Origin of the sequence: Paenibacillus sp. FSL E2-0177, assembly GCF_037992975.1 — a bacterium.
Lineage (GTDB): Bacteria > Bacillota > Bacilli > Paenibacillales > Paenibacillaceae > Paenibacillus_AQ > Paenibacillus_AQ odorifer.
Genome location: NZ_CP150307.1, coordinates 1896179 through 1919078, shown reverse-complemented (window position 1 = coordinate 1919078; position 22900 = coordinate 1896179). Strand labels below are relative to the sequence as shown.

At 46.1% G+C, this 22900-nt stretch carries 18 protein-coding genes; 2 read left to right on the top strand and 16 right to left on the bottom strand.

Annotation, left to right across the window (positions count from 1 at the left end):
- Positions 1-223: 223 nt before the first annotated feature.
- The 10 genes from ptsP to MHI25_RS08370 all read right to left on the bottom strand — a co-directional run bounded on the left by ptsP (position 224) and on the right by MHI25_RS08370 (position 14476).
- Complete coding sequence (gene ptsP / locus MHI25_RS08415; RefSeq protein WP_340395242.1) at positions 224-1936, bottom strand: phosphoenolpyruvate--protein phosphotransferase; 1713 nt, start codon at positions 1934-1936, stop codon at positions 224-226.
- Positions 1929-2204: an HPr family phosphocarrier protein gene (locus MHI25_RS08410; RefSeq protein ID WP_036683569.1), complete on the bottom strand. Its 276-nt coding sequence runs from the start codon at positions 2202-2204 to the stop codon at positions 1929-1931. The genes ptsP and MHI25_RS08410 overlap by 8 nt, the downstream gene beginning before the upstream one ends.
- Before the next feature lie 98 nt (positions 2205-2302).
- Positions 2303-4369, bottom strand: coding sequence for a glucose-specific PTS transporter subunit IIBC (gene ptsG, locus MHI25_RS08405; RefSeq protein ID WP_340395241.1), 2067 nt, complete (start codon positions 4367-4369; stop codon positions 2303-2305).
- Positions 4370-4634: 265 nt separating this feature from the next.
- Entirely contained in the window at positions 4635-5513 is an 879-nt protein-coding gene (locus MHI25_RS08400; RefSeq protein WP_076126370.1) for a PRD domain-containing protein, read from the bottom strand.
- 410 nt (positions 5514-5923) lie between these two features.
- On the bottom strand, positions 5924-7525 hold the full coding sequence (locus tag MHI25_RS08395; protein WP_076192841.1) for a flotillin family protein: 1602 nt from the start codon (positions 7523-7525) through the stop codon (positions 5924-5926).
- Positions 7525-8061 (bottom strand): protease, encoded by a 537-nt coding sequence (locus MHI25_RS08390; RefSeq protein WP_340395240.1) that lies wholly within the window; start codon positions 8059-8061, stop codon positions 7525-7527. Before MHI25_RS08390 ends, MHI25_RS08395 begins: the two co-directional genes overlap by 1 nt.
- 1286 nt (positions 8062-9347) lie before the next feature.
- Entirely contained in the window at positions 9348-10511 is a 1164-nt protein-coding gene (locus MHI25_RS08385) for an iron-containing alcohol dehydrogenase (protein ID WP_248547686.1), read from the bottom strand.
- A gap of 163 nt (positions 10512-10674) precedes the next feature.
- On the bottom strand, positions 10675-12255 hold the full coding sequence (locus MHI25_RS08380) for a UDP-glucose--hexose-1-phosphate uridylyltransferase (RefSeq protein ID WP_076192848.1): 1581 nt from the start codon (positions 12253-12255) through the stop codon (positions 10675-10677).
- 54 nt (positions 12256-12309) lie between these two features.
- Positions 12310-13296, bottom strand: coding sequence for a UDP-glucose 4-epimerase GalE (galE, locus tag MHI25_RS08375; RefSeq protein ID WP_036680993.1), 987 nt, complete (start codon positions 13294-13296; stop codon positions 12310-12312).
- Positions 13297-13300: 4 nt separating this feature from the next.
- The gene (locus MHI25_RS08370; RefSeq protein ID WP_076126360.1) at positions 13301-14476 is read right to left on the bottom strand and encodes a galactokinase; all 1176 of its coding nucleotides are present in this window, start codon (positions 14474-14476) and stop codon (positions 13301-13303) included.
- Between the two features lie 188 nt (positions 14477-14664).
- Here MHI25_RS08370 and MHI25_RS08365 point away from each other — a divergent pair, with 188 nt between their 5' ends.
- A complete protein-coding gene (locus MHI25_RS08365) occupies positions 14665-15561 on the top strand; it encodes an AraC family transcriptional regulator (protein WP_248547687.1) in 897 nt (298 codons plus the stop codon).
- 91 nt (positions 15562-15652) lie between these two features.
- On the opposite strand, the gene mgrA is transcribed toward MHI25_RS08365, so the two are convergent.
- The 4 genes from mgrA to MHI25_RS08345 form a co-directional block, all read right to left on the bottom strand.
- Complete coding sequence (gene mgrA / locus MHI25_RS08360; protein WP_248547688.1) at positions 15653-16651, bottom strand: L-glyceraldehyde 3-phosphate reductase; 999 nt, start codon at positions 16649-16651, stop codon at positions 15653-15655.
- A 107-nt stretch (positions 16652-16758) separates the two neighbouring features.
- Positions 16759-17499, bottom strand: coding sequence for an NAD-dependent protein deacylase (locus tag MHI25_RS08355; RefSeq protein WP_076126354.1), 741 nt, complete (start codon positions 17497-17499; stop codon positions 16759-16761).
- 34 nt (positions 17500-17533) lie between these two features.
- Positions 17534-18298, bottom strand: coding sequence for an HAD-IA family hydrolase (locus tag MHI25_RS08350; RefSeq protein WP_076192853.1), 765 nt, complete (start codon positions 18296-18298; stop codon positions 17534-17536).
- A gap of 34 nt (positions 18299-18332) precedes the next feature.
- On the bottom strand, positions 18333-19076 hold the full coding sequence (locus MHI25_RS08345) for an alpha/beta hydrolase (protein WP_076126350.1): 744 nt from the start codon (positions 19074-19076) through the stop codon (positions 18333-18335).
- 193 nt (positions 19077-19269) lie between these two features.
- Between MHI25_RS08345 and MHI25_RS08340 the strand changes: the two genes are divergently transcribed.
- On the top strand, positions 19270-20310 hold the full coding sequence (locus MHI25_RS08340) for a fucose 4-O-acetylase (RefSeq protein WP_076303830.1): 1041 nt from the start codon (positions 19270-19272) through the stop codon (positions 20308-20310).
- Between the two features lie 89 nt (positions 20311-20399).
- On the opposite strand, the gene MHI25_RS08335 is transcribed toward MHI25_RS08340, so the two are convergent.
- Both MHI25_RS08335 and MHI25_RS08330 read right to left on the bottom strand, forming a co-directional pair.
- Complete coding sequence (locus tag MHI25_RS08335) at positions 20400-21347, bottom strand: ArsR family transcriptional regulator (RefSeq protein ID WP_076126345.1); 948 nt, start codon at positions 21345-21347, stop codon at positions 20400-20402.
- 145 nt (positions 21348-21492) lie between these two features.
- A complete protein-coding gene (locus MHI25_RS08330) occupies positions 21493-22887 on the bottom strand; it encodes a family 43 glycosylhydrolase (protein WP_340395239.1) in 1395 nt (464 codons plus the stop codon).
- Positions 22888-22900 lie beyond the last annotated feature (13 nt).

Sequence of the window (22900 nt, the reverse complement as noted above, 5' to 3'; positions counted from 1 at the left end):
TTTATAGGTTTGGGTTCCTTATCGACTTTATGCTCATTACTAATACTATCGGTATAGACATCTGCGCAATAAAGAAAATAAACAGTGAACAGTAAATGAGGTCGAATTATAGAAAATTATAGGTTAAAAAACATAAAAAAGCCGACCTCCAGCCATCGGAAGTCGGCAATAGTAGTTGGAAAAACAGTAGAACGCTAAAACGGATTAATGCATGCGTAAAAAGTTACTTAGCGATACTTTGAACAAGCTCAGCGACTTCTTCAGCCGTGCCAAGCTGCAACGCTTTTGCAGCCAAATCCTTCATGTCGGCAGCCGACAATTTAGATATTTGACTACGCGCTGGCAAAATGGAAGTTGCACTCATGCTGAATTCGTCGAGACCAAGACCCAGTAGCAGCGGAATAGCTGTTGCGTCACCAGCCATTTCACCACACATCCCCGTCCATTTACCTTCTGCATGGGCTGCATCAATTACATTTTTGACCAAACGCAGGATGGCTGGATTGTAAGGCTGATACAGGTAAGATACCTGTTCATTCATACGGTCCGCAGCCATTGTATATTGAATAAGATCATTCGTACCGATACTGAAGAAATCAACTTCCTTAGCAAACTGGTCAGCCAGTACAGCAGTTGATGGAATCTCAACCATTATGCCAAGCTGAATGTTGTCTGATACTTCCTTACCTTCTTCCCGAAGCTTAGCTTTCTCTTCGAGCAAAAGATCACGTGCAGCACGGAATTCACCAAGCGTAGCTATCATAGGGAACATAATGCGAAGATCCCCGTGAACACTTGCTCTTAGTAATGCGCGTAATTGAGTACGGAAAATATCCTGACGATCCAGGCAAAGACGGATCGCACGGAAACCAAGGAAAGGATTCATTTCCTTCGGAAGGTCAAGATAAGGCAGCTCTTTATCGCCACCGATATCCAGGGTACGTACGACTACCGGCTTACCCTTCATGTTCTCAAGTACAGTACGGTAGGCGTTATATTGAATTTCCTCAGAAGGCAGCTTATCGCGACCCATGTAAAGGAACTCAGTGCGGTACAGACCTACACCTTCGCCACCATTCTCAATGACACCATTCACATCATTTGGTGTACCAATATTGGCAGCTAGTTCAACATGTTTACCGTCTGCTGATACTGTAGGTTCGTCGCGAAGTTTCTTCCATTCTGCGATTTGCAAGTCGTAAGCTTCCTGCTTGCGAGTGTACTCTGCCACTTCAGCTTCGCTAGGATTGATCAGAACGTCTCCGTTCAGACCATCGACAATCACCAAATCGCCAGAATTCACTTCTGACAGAACCGTTTTAGTTCCAACAACCGCTGGAATTTCCAAAGAACGGGCCATAATTGCAGAGTGAGAAGTCCGTCCACCGATGTTCGTTGTGAAGCCTTTAACGAACTTACGATTAAGCTGTGCTGTATCCGATGGTGTTAGATCTTGAGCAATCACGATTACTTCTTCACTGATTTCTGCAGGACTTACATAATGAATGCCCAGCAGGTGGTTCAGCAAGCGCTTGGTAACATCACGCATATCAGCTGCACGTTCCTGCAGATAGGCACTCTTCATATTTTCAAACATCTCAATGAATTGCGTAGCCACTTCGTTTAGCGCATAGTCCGCGTTAACCGATTCCTCACGGATTTTATCAATTACAGGATTGATCAGCTCTGGGTCATCAAGAATAAGCAGATGTGATTCGAAAATCTCAGCCTTTTTCTCCCCCAGCTCTGCCAAAGTACGCTCTTTAATCGTTTGCAGCTCCACTCTTGATTTGGCGAGTGCATCATTCAACTTAGCGACTTCTGCTTCAGTATCACTGATACTTGTCTTCGTAATCGTATAATCCGGATGTTTCAGGATAAAAGCACGGGCTACTGCAATCCCTGCTGAAGCCGCGATTCCTGAAATCTTATTCATGGATTTCCCCTAGCCCTTCTTTAATCATTACTTCTTGAAGAGCATTCAAAGCTTCTGCTTCTTCGCTTCCTTCAGTAATCAAAGACAAAGTATCTCCAGCTTCAAGACCCAATGACAATACGCCAAGAATGGATTTCAAAGTTACTTTTTTACCTTTAGCTTCTGCAAATGCTTCTGTACCTTTGAATTTTGTTGCTGTATTAACCAAGGCAGTTGCTGGACGTGCGTGAATTCCATCTTCATCGACAATTCTGAATGTTTTTTGCATAATATTATCCAACTCGCTTTCTGTTATTAGAGTATTTTAAATTTATAGTGAAAGCTTCGCTTCCTTGTATGAACAAGGAAGCATCGGCCCTTGCACTTTTACTGAATCGTAATGATGTCTTGGTCTCCTATAGAAACCTTACCCGGCTTCTTCAATGTTACAGAAGAGCCTTCTGGTAAATTCGAGAAAATAACAGGTGAGATTACAGAAGGTGCATGTGCTTTTACATACTCTAAATCCACTTCCATAATCGGTTGCCCAGCCGCTACAAGATCGCCTTCTTCAACTAATACCGTGAAGCCTTGACCTTTAAGCTTAACCGTATTAACCCCAATATGAACGAGCACTTCCTTGCCTCCGTCAGACATAATACCGATGGCATGTTTGCTCGGGAACACGTTAAATACCTTACCGTAAACCGGTGAAGCAATCTTCCCATCTTCGGATAGGAACGCGAAGCCGTCGCCCGTCATTTTTTGGGAGAATACTGGATCTGGTACCTCTGTGATATCCAACAATTCACCGTTTACTGGAGATACGATATCTTCCTTGATAATCGCTTCACCAGCTTCACCTGCCTGTTGTTCTTCTTCTGGCTCTGGAGTAACCACTACTGGAGCTGCTGAAGCCGCAGGTGTCTTTCCGTTAATCACATCTTGAATCTGCGATTTAATCGTATCTGAACGTGTTCCAAAAATCGCTTGAACGTTATTACCCACTTCCAGCACACCTGATGCACCAAGTTTCTTAAGACGGTTCTTGTCTACGCCTGCCTTATCTTTAACTTCAACACGAAGGCGGGTAATACAAGCATCTAGATGAGTGATGTTTTCTTTACCACCTAGAGCGGACAAAATGTTCCGCGGTAGATCATCACCGGCTCTGGAGACAGACTCCGTATTCACTTCTTCTTCATTCGTATCTTCTTCACGACCCGGTGTCATAAGATTGAATTTCCGAATTACAAACCGGAAGCCGAAGTAATAAATTAAGGCAAGGGCTAGACCTACCGGAATGACCAGCCACCAAGCTGTACGGTTCGGGATAATACCGAAGAGCACAAAATCGATAAAACCACCCGAGAATGTCATGCCGATTTTAACATCAAGAATATGCATAGTCATAAAGGACAGACCTGCAAACACAGCATGTACAGCGAACAGCAATGGAGCCACGAATAGGAACGAGAATTCGAGCGGCTCAGTAATCCCTGTCAAGAACGATGTCAATGCCGCGGAAATCATCAAACTTCCGACGATCTTTTTATTCTGAGGTTTAGCTTCATGATAGATAGCCAAAGCCGCTGCTGGAAGACCAAACATCATGAATGGATATTTACCCGTAGTAAATGTCCCTGCTGTGAAGTCTACTCCATCGCGAAGCTGCTGCATGAAGATCCGTTGGTCACCACGTACCAATTCTCCAGCTTTATCAACGTAGGTACCAAATTCATACCAGAATGGAGAGTAGAAAATGTGATGCAGTCCAAAAGGAATGAGCGAACGTTCGATCGTTCCGAAGATAAACGCTGCAAGCGTTTTGTTCGTATCAATCATACTTTGTGACACATAGTTCAGACCATGTTGAATAGGTGGCCATACTATTGTCAGTAACAAGCCCAAGATTAGAGCTGTTACCGCCGTCATGATCGGTACGAAACGTTTACCTGCGAAGAAACCCAGGTAAGAAGGAAGCTCAATTTTGAAGAATCGCTTGTACATGGCCGAAGCCAATATACCGACGAGTATACCTCCAAACACCCCTGTTTGCAGTGTTGGAATCCCTAATACGCTGGCATACGAGAAGTCGCCTTGGCTCAGGACGTAATCATTAACGCCAATAACTGTACCCATCGTAATGTTCATTACGAGGAAACCGATAATGGCAGCTAGACCCGCAACACCTTCACCGCCGGCTAAACCTATCGCAACCCCCACCGCGAAGAGTAAGGCTAGATTATCAAATACAATTTGTCCTGAGTTCATCAATACGTTGGCAACAGCCTGAACAACATGGTTCTCCAGTGCTGGAACATATTGCAGGAAGTCTGGGTTTACCAGCATGTTTCCTATTCCAAGAAGCAAACCTGCCGCAGGCAGAATAGCTACTGGAAGCATCAGAGCTTTACCAACTCTTTGTAAAACACCAAACAACTTTTTAAACATTTAGGTTACTCCTTTCATTAATTTCACTAAAACAGATGCCAAAAAAGGCATGAGCAACACAGTATAGGAGTTGTAATCTAACGCTATCGTTAGATTGCCCCAAGAAGGGGGTTAACAACCAAAATACTGTAATTCACTCATGCCTGATCGAATCAGTTACACGCTCGATATTCTGTTTTGTTGATGACAGTGAACATTGTAGCATCGTTTTTTTTAAGTGGCAAGCGTTTTTTTTGAAACCATGATTTGTTACAACTTTTGCACTTTAAGGAGCTTCACCATTCTTGTCCATATCTTGTTCGTCCACTTTTTTCTGGGCAATACGCTGCAGGTGAATCGTCAAATAACTTACCTCAGCTTGATACACGGGAATTCGCACACGCTGTTCGATAATTTTTGTTAATTTCCAAGCCAACGAATACATCTCAGGATACTCCCGTTTCATGAGTCCATCCAGGGTTGAGGTCTCTTGTACCGCCTCTCCACGGCGTAATCTTTCTAGAACGAATCGCAGATGGGTTACCAGTCTTGAGTAATCAAGTGAATCACGTGGGATTCGATAGTCCAGATAATTCTCGACTAACCCAACCAGCTCTCCAATCAAGAGAGAATGTTGTCTAACCTCGGAAATTTGCCTATTACTAAGTGCGCTGACAATATGAAGAGCCACAAAACCTATCTCATCCACCGGCAATTCCACGCCCATAGCCTCATTGATCCTTCCAATCGCATATTCTGCCATCTTATATTCCTCAGGATAAATCTCCTTAGTTTCATACAAAAATGGATTATGAATTGGGATATCTTGTTCGAAACGACGGATAGCAAAAGAAATATGGTCGGTAAGTGCAATGTGAATATGCTCATTAAGCGGCTGACGGCTACAATGCATAATATGTAATACTATTTCTTGAACGACCTCAATCAACTTCTCATCCACTTGGGGAAGAAGCTGTTTATATTGTTCCTGTTCCTCCTGGCTGCGAAGAATAAACATCTTCTCCACGGAGGATAGATTAATCTGATCCCGCAGCTTGCGGTTAAACCCTATCCCTTTACCGATAACTACAACCTCGGAATATTGAGGATGCTGGGCAATGATAACGTTGTTATTCAACACCTTCGCCACTGTTATGCTACTCATTTTTGACACCTCTTTTATTTCTAAACACCTAACTTCCAGCAGCATACGCAATAAGAAATCGTACGATGAATACAAGCTTTGCTACCATCATAACACCAAGAATTGCATATTAGAAGAACACTCTGTGTCCTTACTAAGCTAGTAGATCAGAGTGAACAGCCTTAAAGGCTTTTATTTTACCTGAAAAAATCTTTAAACACCAGTGAAAGCGTCGATGTCTGTATATACAATAATTCCCATGGGATGCCGATAAGCTATAAGCTTTATCAAAAATCACCTGTAAACGCATGAGCTTTTTATCATGTTGTCTAATTTAGATCAAAACAGATCAAAACATAAAGATTAAGGTATGACCAGCAGCTTTGCCAGTCATACCTTAAGTAAATTAAATCAATATAAATTGCATTAAACTATTTTTCCTTTTGTTCAGGCACAGAAGTTAAAGTCTCGCTGGCTGTACTAGATGTTACTGATGGCTGAATATAAGTTGCAGGTGTAGCTGGTGCAACAGGTGCGACTTGTGCGACTGGTGTAACTGATGCTCCTTTGCTTCCGGAAGCTTTAGAGGTCAACCCCTTGATCAGTGCCTCTACATCAATCCCTGAGACGCTCTTCAACATCTCTGGAGCGGTGGACATTAGCTGAGTCACATAATTGCTGACCCGGGCTGCACCTTCCCCGTTACCGGTATCTACAACGGTAAGTTTATCAATAGATGCCAGCGGCTTCGCAATTTGGCCAGCCAAATCAGGCAGCATTTTGACGATGATATCGAGCACCGCTGCTTCGCCGAATTTCTGGAAAGCTTCCGCCAGTTTCTCTTTGGCTTCTGCTTCCGCTAGACCACGCAACCGGATAACCTCAGCATCCGCTGTACCTTTAGCCAGCTCTGCATCCGCCATCGCTTGACCTTCAAGACGCTTCTGCTCAGATGTCGCTTTAGCTTGCGTTTCAATACTATATTGCAAGGCATCTGCCTCACGCATTCTCTTCGCCTTATCGGCTTCCGCCGCTTGCTCTACTGCATAACGATCCGCTTCTGCTTTTTTCTTCACTTCAGCATCATACTGCTTCTCGCGAACTTGAATTTCTTTGGCTTGCAAATCGATTTCACGTTCCTTACGTACCAGCTCAACCTTCATCTGTTCTTCAACAACGGTCTGCTTTGCACGTGCCTCTTGAATATGATAAGCCTGATCGGCTTCCGCTTTCGCTGTATCCTGATCCCGTTTAAACGCAGCCACCTTAAGCTGGTTTTCCTTGGAGGCTTCGGCAATATTCGTATCCCGCAGCAGCTCAGCTTTTTGCCCTTGCTCTTCTGCGTTTGCCTTTTGAATTCTCGCATCCCGCACTGCTTCTGCTTCAGCGATCTCTGCATCCCGCTTCACAGCAGCTATCCGCGGTTTACCCAGTGCCTCTAGATATCCATGTTTGTCTCGCACATCCTTGATGGTAAAGGAAACAATTTGCAGACCCATTTTCTTAAGATCACGCGCCGCCACGCCTTGAACCTCTTGCGCAAAGCGGTCACGGTTACGATATACTTCCTCAACGGTCATCGAACCGAGAATGGCCCGCAGATGACCTTCAAGAACTTCTTGTGCTTCGCTCTTCAGTGCTTCAATCGGTTTGCCCATAAATTGCTCAGCAGCTGTCGCCACATCTTCCGTTGAGCTACCCACTTTAATGATCGCCACACCGTCGGCAATAACCGGAACCCCTTGTTCGGTGTATACCTCCGGGGTCGTCACATCGAGTTTATGAGAAAGAAGCGACATAAATTCAGCCTTCTGGAAGACTGGGAGTATAAAGGCCCCGCCCCCGCGTACAATCTTTATTTTACGACCAGAACCATCGTCTGAAATATGATTTTTCCCTAAGAACGACCCCGTTACGATCATCCCTTCATCGGGTCCAACCGTTTTGTAACGTGCCCAGAATGCGATACCTAGCACAAACAAAACAGCAACGACAACTGCAGGGACTAACAAATACTCAGGAATACCGAACATTAAAGATCCACTCCTCTTCTCTTTTCGAATTCTGACACCAATGCAACGCCTTCTCTAACCTCCACTACAACAACTTTAATCCCTGCCGGAAGCAGCTCATGATCAAAGCTTGCTGCCGTATGCAGGCTATTGCCGGCGCCAAACTTTACCATAATCTCACCATAACCAGTGGCGGGAACAGGAATTGTGATTTCCCCGATCTTGCCAGGCAGATCACTCATTGAGAAACCATTGGACATTTCGCTTTTTTCCATGGGCTTAACCACCCCTAGATACATAAGTACTCCCAAAAAAGCGGCGGCTAACAAAGACAAAGCAATGATCGCCCCAGCTTCCAGAGCGCTGTACCGGGTTAGAAGAATACCCGCTCCGCCGAACACGGTTATTCCTCCTGCCAGTACGGTGGGATTCAGAAAATCTACGGATACGAAATCAAAGACCCCATGCAAGGCATCTCCGATCACATCGCCCACCATGACGCTGACTATGGCAAATATGACGCCTAGCGCCAAGCAGCCTAAATACAGCGTTTGCATTTTTATTTCCTCCTGTCTTCAATCAGGACTGTCATATTACATTAAACGTACAAAGTAGGTCCTTGGTTTCACAATCTTTGGATATTCACCCAAATAAGTTCCATTCAGAGGATAAGCATGCTCACATTGGCACTATTTTATTACATGTGCTGGGTTGTCCTAAAGGCCGTCCCATAGTTGGTGGAGCGCGGATTTTTGTTGGTAACACTCTCGTGCGTATGAAGAGGCTATGCTGCTTTCGCCTCGGCCTATCGGACTCAGCAGACCCTATTCGCCGATTTATCCGACATTTGGTATGCTATCGGACCGCATAGTCCCTATTGGCATAAAAACCAGCAAATATAAGACCATTTCGAAGCAATAGTGCCTCTGGTGTCCGACATCTTGCTCAAAAGGATGAAAATTCGCATATAGCGTCAGCTGGGTCCGTAGGGTAGGCGTGTATTGGTAGAGGAATCAGTCGTGAGGAGATCTTACAAACCCTAGTTGGTTAAGTAACACTCTCGCGCGTATGAAGAGGCTATGCTGCTTACGCCTCGGCCTATCGGACTCAACAGACCCTATTCGCCGATTTATCCGACATTTGGTATGCTATCGGACCGCATAGCACCTATTGGGATGAAAACCAGTAAATATAAGACCATTTCGAAGCAATAGAGTCTCTGGTGTCCGAAAACTTGCCCAAAAGGCTGAAAATTCACAGATAACGTCAGCTGGGTCCGTAAGGGTAGGCCGTGTATTGGTAGAGGAATCAGTCGCATGGGGATCATACAAACCCTAGTTGGTTAGGTAACACTCTCGCGCGTATGAAGAGGCTATGCTGCTTTCGCGCCTCGGCACCTCGTCCTATCGGACTCAGCAGTCCCTATTCGCCGATTTTTCCGACATTTGGTATGCTATCGGACCGCATAGCCCCTATTGGCATGAAAACCAGCAATTATAAGACGATTTCGAAGCAATAGTGTCTCTGGTGTCCGAAAGTTTGCTCAAAAGGCTGAAAATTCGCATATAGCGTCAGCTGGGTCCGTAAGACTCTCGAGGACGGTCGACGGATTAGATTACGGGTGCGAACAGTGATAGATGAGGTACGCCAGCGGCAGCGGAGGTTCGCCAGCGGCAGCGAAACCTTGGGATGAGAACGACCGAAAAGTATAGCAAGAGGAGCTAGTCACACTAGACCATAAATACAAAGAAGCGAATCCTCCATAACGGAGGATTCGCTTCTTTGAAATTCTATTGTGGCTTCTAGAATAAAGAGAAATGGTCTCTTTTCGTAGAAGAGTTACTTACAAAGCCATTTTATAAATCTCAACTACATCTTCACGCTCAAGCTTGCGGAAATTACCAAATGCTCCGAAACGAACAGCCTTGTCAGCCATACTGCCGATCTCGCTGTCATCAATATCATAATCTCCAAGCGTCTTCGGCGCACCGATGGAATCCCAGAAATTACGCAGAGCCTCAATACCCTCCAGCCCGATTTCTTCATCAGTTTTGCCAGCAGGTTCAACTCCGAACACATTTACTGCAAGCTGACGGAAACGCGCAGGGTTTGTGCTGAGATTATATTTCATCCATTGCGGGAACAGAATCGCCAAACCTCCGCCATGCGGAATATCGTATACAGCCGACACTGCATGCTCGATATTATGAGTCGCCCAATCCCCGGCAAAACCCATGCTGACCATTCCGTTAAGCGCCATCGTACCGCAGTACATAATGGTCTCACGCAGCTCGTAGTTGTTCAGATCTTCGATAAGCTTCGGCGCGGTTTCAATTACAGTGCGCAGCAAAGTTTCACAGAACCCGTCTTGTACCGGTGTATTGCCGTCTGTATGGAAATAGTGCTCCAGTACATGTGACATGATGTCCACCATGCCATAAACGGTCTGATCACGTGGCAGAGAAAAAGTGTTCTCTGGATCAAGAATCGAGAATGCCGGGTAGGCATGCACGCTGCCCCAGCCCATTTTTTCCTTAGTAACCTCGTTTGTGATTACCGAGCCGCTATTCATTTCGGATCCCGTAGCAGCCATTGTCAGCACTGTGCCCAGTGGAAGCGCGTCTTGGGCCGCTGCTTTACGCTCTACAAAGTCCCACATATCACCATCATATTTGGCTCCAACAGCAACAGCTTTTGCGCAGTCCAATACGCTTCCGCCCCCTACTGCGAGAACAAGGTCAATATTATGCTCCCGGCACAGCTCTACGCCTTTATGTACTGTGGAAAGACGTGGATTGGGTTCTACTCCAGAGAGTTCGGTCACTGTAGCGCCTATTGAACTCAGCTCAGCAACTACTTTATCGTACAAACCGCTGCGCTTGATACTGCCGCCACCGTACATCAAAAGCACATTTTTACCGTACTTAGGCACCTCCGTCTTCAAGGCTTCAAGGGTACCCTGTCCAAAAATCAGCTTGGTAGGATTATAAAATTCAAATTTACGCATATGTGTAAACCTCCAGTAGTTAATTCGTAATGTCTTACTCCTTCGTATTATAAACCTCTGATTACCTGCATTCAAATTAGGTGGCTGCGTTTCGTCATTCTGAATAAAAAAAGATGCCCCAAGCCCATAGGCTAGAGGACATCCTTAAATCCAAATTCACTTACTACAAAGCACCGAAGCTTGTTACGAAACGGCGGAAAGCTGCTTGACCTTCTGGAGTCCGTTTGTAAACGCCAGCGTGTTCAAGAATATGCGTAAACTTGATGCCAACTTCGTTCTGCACAATCTTGAGCGCTTCCTCGTGTTGCAGTGCAGTTCCGAATCGCTCCACCAGCTCCTGAATCCAAGCCGCATGCTGCGCAAGAGAATGACTAGGGTCATTCTTCACCGCTTCTAACAGCGCTTGATCTCCTGCAAGAATACCTGCGATGGAATCGAGTTCTTCCTTCAAACGGCCCGGCAGAATCGCCAGTCCCATAACTTCGATCAAGCCGATGTTTTCTTTCTTGATATGATGCATTTCCCGGTGCGGATGAAAAATCCCTTCAGGATATTGCTCATTAGTCCGGTTATTCCGCAGCACAAGATCCATCTCGAAGCTGCCGTCCTCGGCCCGGCGGACGATAGGAGTAACGGTATTATGAGGTTGTACTTCACCGTCAACCTCACTAAAGGCTAGCACTTCAGCCTCTGGATCGCTGTAGGCTTTCCAAGCTTCATAAAGCGCATTTCCGCATTCCAATAGAACCGCAGGATCTTCTCCATTTAAACGTAATACGGACATCGGCCATTTTACGATATTAATGCTGACACCCGGATAAGAAGCATGTGTAAATGTATCTTCCTTAGGCGCTTTTTGAATCGGGAATGTGTGGCGTCCGCCCTGAAAATGGTCATGCGTCAGAATAGAGCCGCCAACAATCGGTAAGTCTGCATTGGAGCCAATAAAATAATGCGGGAATGATTCCACGAAGCTAAGCAGCCGCTTCAAGGTATCCTTGGTAAGCTTCATTGGCACATGATCATGATGGAATACAATACAGTGCTCATTGTAGTAAACATATGGCGAGTATTGGAAGAACCATTTTTCATTATTCAGGTTAAGCGGAATGATACGCAAGTTCTGACGTGGCGGATGATTGATCCGTCCGGCATAACCTACATTCTCACGGCACAGCAGACATTTCGGATAGACTGGCGGCGGGAGCAGCCGAGCCATTGCGATTTCCTTCGGATTTTTCTCAGGCTTGGACAAATTGATCGTCATTTCAATGTCTCCGTACGGCGAATCCTGCAGCCAGTAGACATTCTTCGAGATCCGATCCATCCGAATATAGTTCGAATCAATGCTCAATTTATAAAAACGGTCTGTAGCCGCGGAGATGCCTTTTTCAGCGGTCAGACTATAGAACTCAGCATTTACATCCGAAGGACGGGCCATGAGAAGTCCCATAATCTTGGCATCCAGCAAGTCACGGTAAGTGTCACTATTCTCTGGGATCAATCCGATTTCAAAACCATAATCAATCAGTGCATCGAGTGGAGCCTGCGGCCCTTCCAATGGACTTTGATCGATGTCACCTACATGCGGCTCACTGAAACCGAACTGTTCGAGCAGCACATTACGGCTATAATCTTCATCGGATGGAGCTATAAGCTGCTGGCGCAGTGCGAACAGAACAAGCTGCTCAATCGCATGTAATGCTTTCTGGCCAGCAGGTGTAATCTTATTCTCGTTGTGCATTTTAATTCTCCTTAAGTAGGGTCTCAAGTTCAAGATAAGCTAACCTAAAGTCCCTTATTCTCCGTATCCTTGCGGATTGGCAGAGTGCCAGTTCCATGCACTTTGAATGATATCTTCCAAATCTGCATGCTGCGGGTTCCATCCAAGGACGCTACGCGCTTTGTCGGAGGAAGCTACCAGCACAGCCGGATCGCCGGCACGGCGTTCTTGAATGACTACAGGAATTTCAAGTCCAGTAACCTTCTTCGCCGTTTCAATCACCTGTTTTACCGAGAATCCAAGTCCATTGCCCAGGTTGAAAATATTGCTGCTGCTTCCGCTGCGCAGATAAGTTACCGCACGGACATGGGCGTCAGCCAGATCGCTGACATGGATGTAGTCGCGCACACAAGTACCGTCTTCTGTAGGATAGTCATCTCCGAAAACTGCGATACTGTCACGTTGCTTCAAGGCCGTTTGCAATACCAGCGGCACCAAATGACTTTCTGGACGATGGTCTTCACCGATTTTACCACTGGCATGTGCGCCAGCTGCATTGAAGTAACGCAATGCTACGTATTTGATGCCCAGTACTTTGTCAAACCAAGCCATCATCCGTTCCATGGTCAGCTTAGTTTCTCCATACACATTGGCTGGTTCAGTGCGGTCTGTTTCTTCAATCGGCACCTTTTCCGGTTCGCCGTAGGTTGCGGCAGTGGACGAGAATACGATCTTGTTCACGCCAGCTTTTTGCATAGCTTCTAGAAGACACTGTGTACCATATACGTTGTTGTCGTAATATTTTACAGGGTCCTTCATGCTTTCTCCGACCAAAGAGCTTGCAGCAAAATGGATAACCGCTTCAATCTCATTTTCAGCGAACAGCTTACCCAGCAGTTCTTTATCACGCAGATCACCTTCGTACAGCTTGCCACCCAGCAGTGCCTCACGATGCCCTGTTAGCAGATTGTCGATGACCACCACTTCTTCGCCACGATCCAGCAGCTCCGCTACAGTATGAGACCCAATATACCCTGCTCCACCTGTTACTAAAATCGCCATCTGATTACACTCCCTTCAATTCTTGGACACCATTACCGATGCCGCAAACGTAGAACTCGCCAACCAAACCAGATCTTGTGGTATAGGCTTCACCAACTTCACGAATAAAACGTTCTATATCATCTTCATGTACCAAAGATACTGTACAGCCTCCGAAACCCGCGCCAGTCATACGGGAACCGAGTGTACCTGGGATGCGCCCAGCTTCTTCAACCATAATATCAAGCTCTGCACAGCTAACTTCATACAAATCGCGCAAGGATGCATGCGAATCATTCATGAACTGTCCAAACTGCTTCAGATCATTGTTTTTTAATACCTCAACGGAATCTAGCACGCGTTGGTTCTCTTCCACAACATGGCGAGCGCGGCGTCTTACAATTTCGTCTGTGATTTTATCTTGATGTGCTTCGAACTGTTCACGATTAAGCTGTGCCAGATAAGCTAGTGAAGGCACTTCTTTTTGCAAAATAGCTAATGCCTCATCACACTGCTGACGGCGTTCATTGTACTTGGAATCTACAAGCCCTCTGCGTTTGTTCGTGTTGCCGATAACCAATTTGTATGAACCTGTGATGAACGGTACCAAATTGTACTCAAGTGTGTCGCACATCAGCAGGATCGCATGATCGCGTTTGCCGTTAGCAACTGCGAACTGATCCATTATTCCGGAGTTTACACCTACATACTGATTCTCAGCACGCTGGGACAAAAGTGCAATCTCTACAGTGTCTGTATCGCCACCTTCGAGAGTCAGGAACGCATAAGCAGTAACGACTTCAAGAGAGGCCGAGGAGGACAAGCCTGCTCCATTCGGAATATCGCCATGGAACAGCAGATCGTACCCTTTGGATACTGGGGTGCTTTTCTTATCCAGCTCAACCATTACCCCAATCGGATAGTCAATCCATTCACCCGTTTTGGCCTTGCCAATTTCGCTATAATCAATAGAAGCTTCGTAAGGAAAATTAGTTGATGCAAAATTCACTTTGCTGTCACTACGTGGACGCACAATCAGCGTTGTACCGAATTCCAAAGCTGCGGGAAGTACATACCCGCCGTTATAATCCAAGTGCTCTCCGATGAGATTGACACGACCTGGTGCATAAAACACCTTAGCCTCTTCCCCGCTCACCCCATATTTTTCAATAAATTTGTTATTAAGTTCCTGTATGCTCATTAATGCCACTCCATCCTTTCGCTGCTTCAGCCAGTGGGAATTAGTAAAGCGTTCTTTATGTACTCATTATAATAGATTCATTCATCCTCTGATAATGCAATCATGTGTGTAATGTATGGATAAATGTGACTTCCCATAATATAATAATTACATATATTACTGTTACTCTCTAAACTATAAGCCATTAAATGACATTAACACAAGAAAGGCTGTCCCAAATGGAGCATACTTATTCCGTAGGATCCAATCCAGTGTATTACGATAAACAGAACCTTCATGTACTGTTTGCCGGCCAGAGTCAGACCCTGCCCATGCATCAAGCTGGACCCAAGATCTATGATTATTATTTGCTGCATTTCATAGAATCTGGCTCGGGCGTTTTCCGTACAGAACATCATAAATATGAGTTGGGTAAAGGGGACTGCTTCTTGATCCATCCGGGACAATTAGTCAGTTACGTCTCGGATAAAGACCAGCCCTGGTGCTATCGCTGGGCAGCTTTTACTGGCAGTGAAGCTGACGATCTGGTGCTGCAGACAGGGTTCACACCACAACAGCCTGTGGTGACTACAACAGGTGAAAGCCTCATTCCAGGTGCCCTGTCCAGCATCATGCAAGCCTTCAACGCCAACAAAGAGAGTGCCCATCTGACTTCGCTTGGCTATCTCTATCTCATTGTCGGCGAAGCAGCTGATTTGCTCTCTTCCTTCTCCCGTCTGCCCGGCGCAGAATCACAGGTTAAGCGTACTGTGAAGCAAATGATCCACTACATGGCTTCTCAATATGCGCATCCGGTCTCTATTGAACAAATGTGTGATACGTTGGGTTATAATCGAGCCTACCTGTCCCGTGTATTTAAGCAAGAGACCGGATTATCTCCGGTGACCTACTTGCTGAAGCTGCGGATTGAAAAGTCCAGACAACTGCTGCGTGAACGACCGGAGCTGTCCGTGGAACAGGTAGCAGCATCTGTGGGGCTCACCGATGCTTTATACTTCTCTCGCCAATTCAAACGGTTTTGTGCCCAGTCACCGACGGCTTACCGGATGACTACAACGAGACAAGCAGAGAAACCTGAACGTTAGTTTGCCCTTAATCCATAAATCCATAAATCCACTATACAACAACAGCCCACCTTCCTTAACGTAAGGAACCGGGCTGTTACTGTTCAATATGCTATAGTTCTGTCTTTAAAATCGTTTCAATCCGCTCTAACTCCTCCGGACTGAAATCAGGATCAGCTAAAGCAGCTATATTCTCTTCAATCTGATCCACTCTGCTTGCTCCAATTAGGGCAGAAGTAACCTTGCCACCCCGGAGTGTCCAAGCCAGTGCAAACTGAGCCAGACTCTGTCCTCGCGAAACCGCAAGCTGATTAAGTGCGCGAATCCTCCGCTGCACCTCCGGTGTAATCCGGCTCTCATTCAAGGCGGCAGACGGCTTGGCAGCTCTTGACCCTTCTGGAATACCATTCAAATATTTGTTGGTTAACAAGCCTTCAGCCAGGGGTGTAAAAGCGATGCTTCCTACACCACTATGTTCCAGTACATCCTGTAAGCCGCCCTCAATCCAACGATCGAGCATAGAATAACTAGGCTGATGGATTAAGAGCGGTGTGCCCAGGCTTTTTAGAATACTGAGGGCTTCAGCCGTCTGCTCCGCATTATAGTTGGATAGTCCTATATATAAAGCTTTGCCAGAACGTACCGCATAATCCAGCGCCTGCATGGTTTCTTCAAGCGGTGTTTCCGGGTCTGGACGATGAGAGTAATAAATATCAACATAATCTAGGCCTAGCCGCTTCAGGCTCTGATCCAGACTAGCCAGCATATATTTACGTGAACCCCATTCGCCATAAGGGCCGGGCCACATGTTATACCCTGCTTTTGTAGAGATCACTATTTCATCACGATAAGGAAACATATCATTGGCAAGAACTTTACCGAACAGCTCTTCTGCTGAACCAGCAGGTGGACCATAGTTATTGGCCAGATCAAAATGGGTAATTCCAAGATCAAAAGCACGAGTGATCATTTCTCTGCCGTTCTCGTAATTATCGATCCCACCAAAATTCTGCCATAATCCTAATGAGATTGCTGGGAGCTTGAGACCTGAGTTCCCGCAACGATTATAACGCATGTTGTCATATCGTTTATCGTCTGCTACATATACCATTGCTTATCCCTGCCTCTCATTACACGCTGTTGTGAGCCTACCTTATCTTTAAACTTCTGAGCGTAATAATAATCTGGCAAGAGAAACCAAAGGACAGCTTTTTCCATCTAGCTTAATAGATCCTTGACACTGCCCATTACTTTTCCAATTCGATCTGTAATCAGCAGATCCGCTTGATCATCATAAGGTGTGGGATCTCCGTTCAGCAGCACCGTACGTTTGCCCCGGAAATAAGTCACCAAACTGGCCGCAGGCTGAACCGTTAGCGAGGTCCCACCAATAATAAGCATATCTGCAGAGGCAATCGCTGCGACAGAGCCCATAAGCACGGAATGATCCAATTCTTCTTCATATAAAACCACATCCGGTTTGATAATTCCGCCACATTCCGGGCAGCGAGGAACGACCTCAGTCATTTCCAGCAGTTGATCCAGCCCGTAATACCGTGAGCAGTCCATACAATAGTTGCGATGGATCGAACCATGCAGCTCAAGGACACTACGGCTGCCCGCCTGCTGGTGCAGGCCGTCAATATTTTGCGTAATCACCGCTTTCAGCTTCCCCTGCTGTTCCAACTCCGCTAGTAGCTGATGCGCACCATTCGGACGGGCCTCTGGATGAATCATTTTACTGCGGTAAAAATCAAAAAAAATATCCGGTGAGGACATAAAAAAAGTGCGGCTCAGCATCACTTCAGGTGGATAAGGTGAATTGTGCTGAGTTTGATATAATCCAGCTGCGGAGCGGAAATCAGGAATTCCACTCTCTGTAGACGTACCCGCCCCTCCGAAAAAAACGATATTGTCACTTTCTTTGATCCAAGAAGCAAGTGTCTGCAATTGATCCATGCTAAGTAGCACATCCTTTCCTTTTATTAGCTGATCAGTAAGTGATCCGAAGCTCATTAAAACCGGAAATGATTACATCTGCATCTATAAGGTGCTCCCCATCACCACTGGCGGAAATCCCAATTGCGAGGCGAAGCCCTGCACCTTTACCTAATTGCATATCGGCATTACTGTCCCCAATAATAATCGTCTCTTCAGGCGAAAGCCCTAACTCCCGGCAGGCCAATTCAGCCATTTCAGGAGCTGGTTTTCCGTTTTTTACTCTGTCCCTAGTAACTACCGAATCAAAATAGCCTGCCACATTAAGCCATTCCAAATGCTCTCCGGTGGTCTTTGCCCCGTCGGAGGTAACCACGCCAAGCTTAAGGGATGCCGCAGAGCATTGCTCCAAAAAAGAATGAAGTCCCGCTAAAGGCTGTGCCATACGGCGTCGGCGTAATTCATACATCGCGTTTTTAGTTATGCTTTTCACACGGGTCAGCGCTTCATTCCAAGGAACTCCTGCTGCATATAGCTGCCATGCGAGTACACCGTAACTTTCTTCTTCTGTAGCCATGGTAAGCGGCCCCGCCGGGTCGTACCCTATTAACTTCCCTTGCGGATCATGTTGCGTACCCAGCACCTTGCTGCGCTCTACAATAAATCCCGCTCCCATGATCGCAAGTTGATCTTCCAGTCCACGCAGCACAAGCTCCGCCCAATTCCCCCAGGTGGCTAATAGATCGAGTATTGTCCCGTCTTTATCAAACAATATTCCGGAGCAGGGAACGCATTCATCGTTAATGTGTAATATGGGCATGAATTGTTTCCTCCCTCTGTTGAACGACCCGTAACTACCTCAGATTTCCCAGCCAATCCAACAGGGCACTTACTGTGCGACTCTGCTGTTCTTCCTCGGATATTGTGGCTTCGCCGTCCCCCTTCTGAGGCCCGTAGCTGCCAAATTGCGCATGATTCCCACCTATAATTGAACTATAAACTGTATTATCTGGCAGATAGGAGCGCCCTTTGTTGTAGCTGTCTCTGTCAATCACTTGATCCTCAGTACCCACAACCGATAACACTGACAAAGTAGTCTCTCGTAGACTGCCCTTTTCATCTGGATAAGAGGCTAAGAAAAATACACCTTCCAGCTGGTCCGTATGCTCAATTGCGTAACGTGAGGCCATGACACCCCCAAGTGAATGTCCACCCAGCACAAAAGATTGCTTCGGATGCACACGAATAATCTCTTCTGCGGCATCCCCCTTCGTAACGGCTAAATTAAACGGCATTTTGGCGATGTAGAAGGGATGCCCTGCAGCAGCGACGCTCTTCGCAAGAGGGGAATAAGCTTCCGGTTTAACCAAAGCCCCAGGATAAAATATAATCGAGGCGCCTTTAGTAATGGAAGGTTCGAACGAGATCCAATTATCATTCTGTTCGACGGTAACTCCACCACTTGAAATCAGTGCGGTTTCGGCCTCTTGAGCCGGTGCATATGGCGTTAAATACTTCCATATCAGCAACCCGGCTACCACTAAAATAATCAATACAAAAATAGCGACGCGACGCTTAGTTATTCTTCTCTTCAACATGTTCCACTCCCAGATGTTAATGCATATAAAAATTATAGTGGAATCCCTCTATTCTAACAACCTTCAACACATCGCCACATTTCGCACACATGATAACGCTTTCTATTGTGACTTAATTCACAATTAAATCAAAGAAAATCTAGTATTTTAAAATTAAATTAATTTGCATACAGCATAATTTGGAGGCTAAATCATGGTAGGGGAAAACTCGCTGGAAACGCGCGGAGAAACCTTTTTTCTCAACCTGCGTTTTATGCTTATTATCACTGTTTTTGCCGGTAATGCAATTGAACCTCTGATTAACAAAATGAGCGGAATACACGGATTATATATGTGGATTTTCAGCTTTCACATGCCGCTGTTCGTACTGGTGACCGGCTATTTCGCCAGAAAAAGCCTTGCCGGAACTACCGGCCGCAAAATGCTGCTGCAAATTGGATTGCAATACCTCATTTTTCAAAGCTTATATTCCGCACTCGACGTTTCCCTCTTTCATGTAAGCAACATCCAGCATTCCATTTTTGCACCCTATCTGCTCCTATGGTTTCTGGCCAGTCATGCCTGCTGGCGCCTCCTGATGCTCGGTATGAGCAGATGGTCCATAACCGCTAAGCTCCTCTTCGCTGTAACAGCGGGGGTGGCTGTCGGATATCTCCAGCTGGACGGTGTATGGTTTAGCATCAGCCGTACCTTTGTATATTTGCCTTTTTTCATTATCGGCTATCATTTCTCCTTCGAAACCTTCGTCAAGCTCTATCAGAAATATATCAAAATCTTTGCAGCAGCCGCCTCCATTCTACTCCTTGCCGTCATGGCCGCATGGGGGGCAGGATTTCCCTTTGGCTGGTTATATGGCAGCATGACCTATATGCAGCTTGATGCCAATGTATGGTATGCAGGCGTATACCGTCTGGGACTGTACGGACTACAAATTGTCGCTTCACTCACTTTCCTCGGCCTCGTACCTTACGGAGCGAGCCGCATGACCGACTGGGGGCGCCGCACGTTGTATGTTTTCCTGCTTCATGGTTTTATCGTTCGTCTGGCTGCCGTTTCCGGGATTTACACCTATATTGGCAATGCTGCTGGGGCAGTAGTCCTGCTGCTCACCGCCGTATTATTCACCGTATTGCTGGCTCAGCCGTCCGTTAAACGGCTCTTTCACCCGCTGGTTGAGCCGTCCGTTGACTGGATGATCACCCTTCAGCGTGCCGCCCTACGGCGCACACTCTAGCTTTACATCCAGAACAAACAAAGCAAGGCGGTTCCTTGGATACGAAGATTCGTTTCCGAGGAACCGCCTTGCTTTGTTCATCTCCTAAGCTAAAGTTCTACTTCATCCTGATCCATGGTATATTTTACCTTCATCATAATATGTTGTTCATAATCGCCAAACTGGCGCCCGAACAGGTTAAGTCCGCCTTGATGAACTGCATCAGGGTTGATTCCAATGCGCAGCCGCAATTTGGGGCTCCGGTTAATCAGAAGATCATTTAAGGAAACATTCGACACCTTCTCCATATCAAGTGTCGTCTTTTCATGGTCAACACGCCAGGTCTTGAGAAACCCGTATTGTGTAGATCCATCCCACCACCAGTTCGGATTCAGCTTGCCCCGCCGGTCACCGAAATCACCGGGACTGGTCCACATGCCGATCTCCGATCCATTCACCCATACAGAGATGTTCGAAGGCCAGTTCTGGTCATAATTCGGAGCTTCCGAACAGATCTCCATGGATAATTCCAGCGATTCAATTTGTGCTCCGGAGGGGATATCCATAGGCAGCAAATATTCCAGAAATCCTTTGCGGAGCCAGATCAGCTGAGCGTTGACATGTTTAGGGTGATAAAAGCTCGACGGTTCATCTTCTTTGATAATAAGACCCTCGCTATTAGCCATTCCGCAAGTAGGAGATACCTCACAGTCGCTATAATGGCCGATCGGCATCTCTACTTCATAGACATGAGTTAATCCCTTTGACATCGGTTCTTTCAAATTCAAGGCAATATGAAGATCATCATAATTCCGGCTGCAAACTTTCATTGCCCCGCGTGAAGCCGGAAGCAATTCTGTATGAATTAACTCTGCTGCTTCTAATACTTTAATATTGCTTGCTACCGTCGACACTGGAAGCTTCAGCCTCTCAGCGATTTCAATAATATTTAAGTTTTTGGAGTTTAAGAGCCGAAGAATATCAACCCTAGAACGAGTTGATAAAGCATGCGTTACTGTGACTAATTTTTCCGGGTCGTTTAAGCTAAGTTCCAGCACAAATCAGCTCTCCTTGTATCCTAATAATTATCCTAATCTTACTTCTTAATGAGATGAAAAACAATTACACCTACAAGCCCTTTCACCTAGAAATGACCTCCGGAAAACCGGAAGCCATTTCATATGTCTCTTAGGTTTGTTCGATTCACAATGGCTTAATATCAATGAAATCAATTTCTCCGTAACCTTCGCCTTTGGTAAAACGAAGCTTGTTCATGCCTGCCTTCAGTTGAACCCGGGCTGTGGACAGCCCCCAATTCTCCCACCCTTTATTGGTGATATAGAATGGGCTGGCAGGTCCTGCATTGACACTAAGCTGAAAATTCGACCAATTCCCGCCAGACGTTCCATTCGCCGTTCGAGCCAAAAGAATATACTCGCCTGCGGCTGCCGCATCAACCGAAAATTCCACGTAACTATCCGGCGTATCAATATGACCCGCCTTAAGTCCAGCCGAGCCCTTGGGACTCGAAGAGGCATAGGCATCGCCGCCAAATATCCCTTTTTCCGCTTCGTAGCGGGTATGCATGGTTTCACCTGAAGGCAAAGTTATCGGAAGATTAGGGTCAACGGGAATACCCAGATTAGGTGTATGATCAGCATTCCAGCTGAATTTCTGCATCCGCACCTCGCGGTTCCAGCCAGCGTTATTGTATTTGGCGACATGGTACATGATCCAATCCTCTTGGCCGTCAGGAGACTTTGTAAACGAATGGTGTCCAGGTCCATAAAGTCCATTGCCTGAGGAAAAGATAGGCTGATTGCGTTTATTCCATGATGCCGGATTCAACAGATCACTGGAGATGTCTGCGGTGATCAGTCCCAGACAATAATCATTAGTCCAGCTTCCGCTTGCCGAGTAGACCAAACTAATGACTTCTCCATTTATAATCACCTGTGGTCCTTCATTCACATTTGGGGAATGATTCGTTTCCCAGCTATACGTTGGTCTTGAAATCTCTACGCGTTCGGAATCAATGGTCCAGGGATTACTCATATGCGCGATATAGAGATTCTGCCGCACATTAACATTCCCCTCCCAGCCGGACCAGATAAAATACAGCTCGCCGTTCACTTGCAGCACAGTACCGTCTATAGCCCACTTATTGCTTGAATCTGTGATCTGGCCTTTGTACTGCCAAGTTCCCTGCATCGGGTCTGCCGCTGTGTTCTCCATTACATGCATGCGGTGGTTTACGTTATCTCCGTCGTCCATCGCATAGTAGATATACCAAGCTCCGTTTATATAATGTAGCTCAGGCGCCCAGATGCCGCTACCGCCCGTGTTGACAACTTTAGTAGTCGCTGCATCAATAGTGGTCAACTGGGCTGACTTCCAGAGGGTAACATTGCCACCTGTTGTTTTGGTGAAATAATAGAAGCCATCTGTATGTTTATACACCCATGGGTCCGCCCCGTCCTGCATAACCACGTTGTAAAAGTCATTATGATCAGAGACAGCTAGGGTCACCTTCCCCATTGGAAGAATAAGAAGAACACTTAAGGCGACCAGATATTTTTGCCGGAAATTCACTTTCATAATCTATCACATT

What these genes read in the sequence shown, in the direction of transcription:
- ptsP (WP_340395242.1), bottom strand. Translation starts at nt 1,936, where the DNA reads ATGAATAAGATTTCAGGAATCGCGGCTTCAGCAGGGATTGCAGTAGCC.
- MHI25_RS08410 (WP_036683569.1), bottom strand. Translation starts at nt 2,204, where the DNA reads ATGCAAAAAACATTCAGAATTGTCGATGAAGATGGAATTCACGCACGT.
- ptsG (WP_340395241.1), bottom strand. Translation starts at nt 4,369, where the DNA reads ATGTTTAAAAAGTTGTTTGGTGTTTTACAAAGAGTTGGTAAAGCTCTG.
- MHI25_RS08400 (WP_076126370.1), bottom strand. Translation starts at nt 5,513, where the DNA reads ATGAGTAGCATAACAGTGGCGAAGGTGTTGAATAACAACGTTATCATT.
- MHI25_RS08395 (WP_076192841.1), bottom strand. Translation starts at nt 7,525, where the DNA reads ATGTTCGGTATTCCTGAGTATTTGTTAGTCCCTGCAGTTGTCGTTGCT.
- MHI25_RS08390 (WP_340395240.1), bottom strand. Translation starts at nt 8,061, where the DNA reads ATGCAAACGCTGTATTTAGGCTGCTTGGCGCTAGGCGTCATATTTGCC.
- MHI25_RS08385 (WP_248547686.1), bottom strand. Translation starts at nt 10,511, where the DNA reads ATGCGTAAATTTGAATTTTATAATCCTACCAAGCTGATTTTTGGACAG.
- MHI25_RS08380 (WP_076192848.1), bottom strand. Translation starts at nt 12,255, where the DNA reads ATGCACAACGAGAATAAGATTACACCTGCTGGCCAGAAAGCATTACAT.
- galE (WP_036680993.1), bottom strand. Translation starts at nt 13,296, where the DNA reads ATGGCGATTTTAGTAACAGGTGGAGCAGGGTATATTGGGTCTCATACT.
- MHI25_RS08370 (WP_076126360.1), bottom strand. Translation starts at nt 14,476, where the DNA reads ATGAGCATACAGGAACTTAATAACAAATTTATTGAAAAATATGGGGTG.
- MHI25_RS08365 (WP_248547687.1), top strand. Translation starts at nt 14,665, where the DNA reads ATGACATTAACACAAGAAAGGCTGTCCCAAATGGAGCATACTTATTCC.
- mgrA (WP_248547688.1), bottom strand. Translation starts at nt 16,651, where the DNA reads ATGGTATATGTAGCAGACGATAAACGATATGACAACATGCGTTATAAT.
- MHI25_RS08355 (WP_076126354.1), bottom strand. Translation starts at nt 17,499, where the DNA reads ATGGATCAATTGCAGACACTTGCTTCTTGGATCAAAGAAAGTGACAAT.
- MHI25_RS08350 (WP_076192853.1), bottom strand. Translation starts at nt 18,298, where the DNA reads ATGCCCATATTACACATTAACGATGAATGCGTTCCCTGCTCCGGAATA.
- MHI25_RS08345 (WP_076126350.1), bottom strand. Translation starts at nt 19,076, where the DNA reads ATGTTGAAGAGAAGAATAACTAAGCGTCGCGTCGCTATTTTTGTATTG.
- MHI25_RS08340 (WP_076303830.1), top strand. Translation starts at nt 19,270, where the DNA reads ATGGTAGGGGAAAACTCGCTGGAAACGCGCGGAGAAACCTTTTTTCTC.
- MHI25_RS08330 (WP_340395239.1), bottom strand. Translation starts at nt 22,887, where the DNA reads ATGAAAGTGAATTTCCGGCAAAAATATCTGGTCGCCTTAAGTGTTCTT.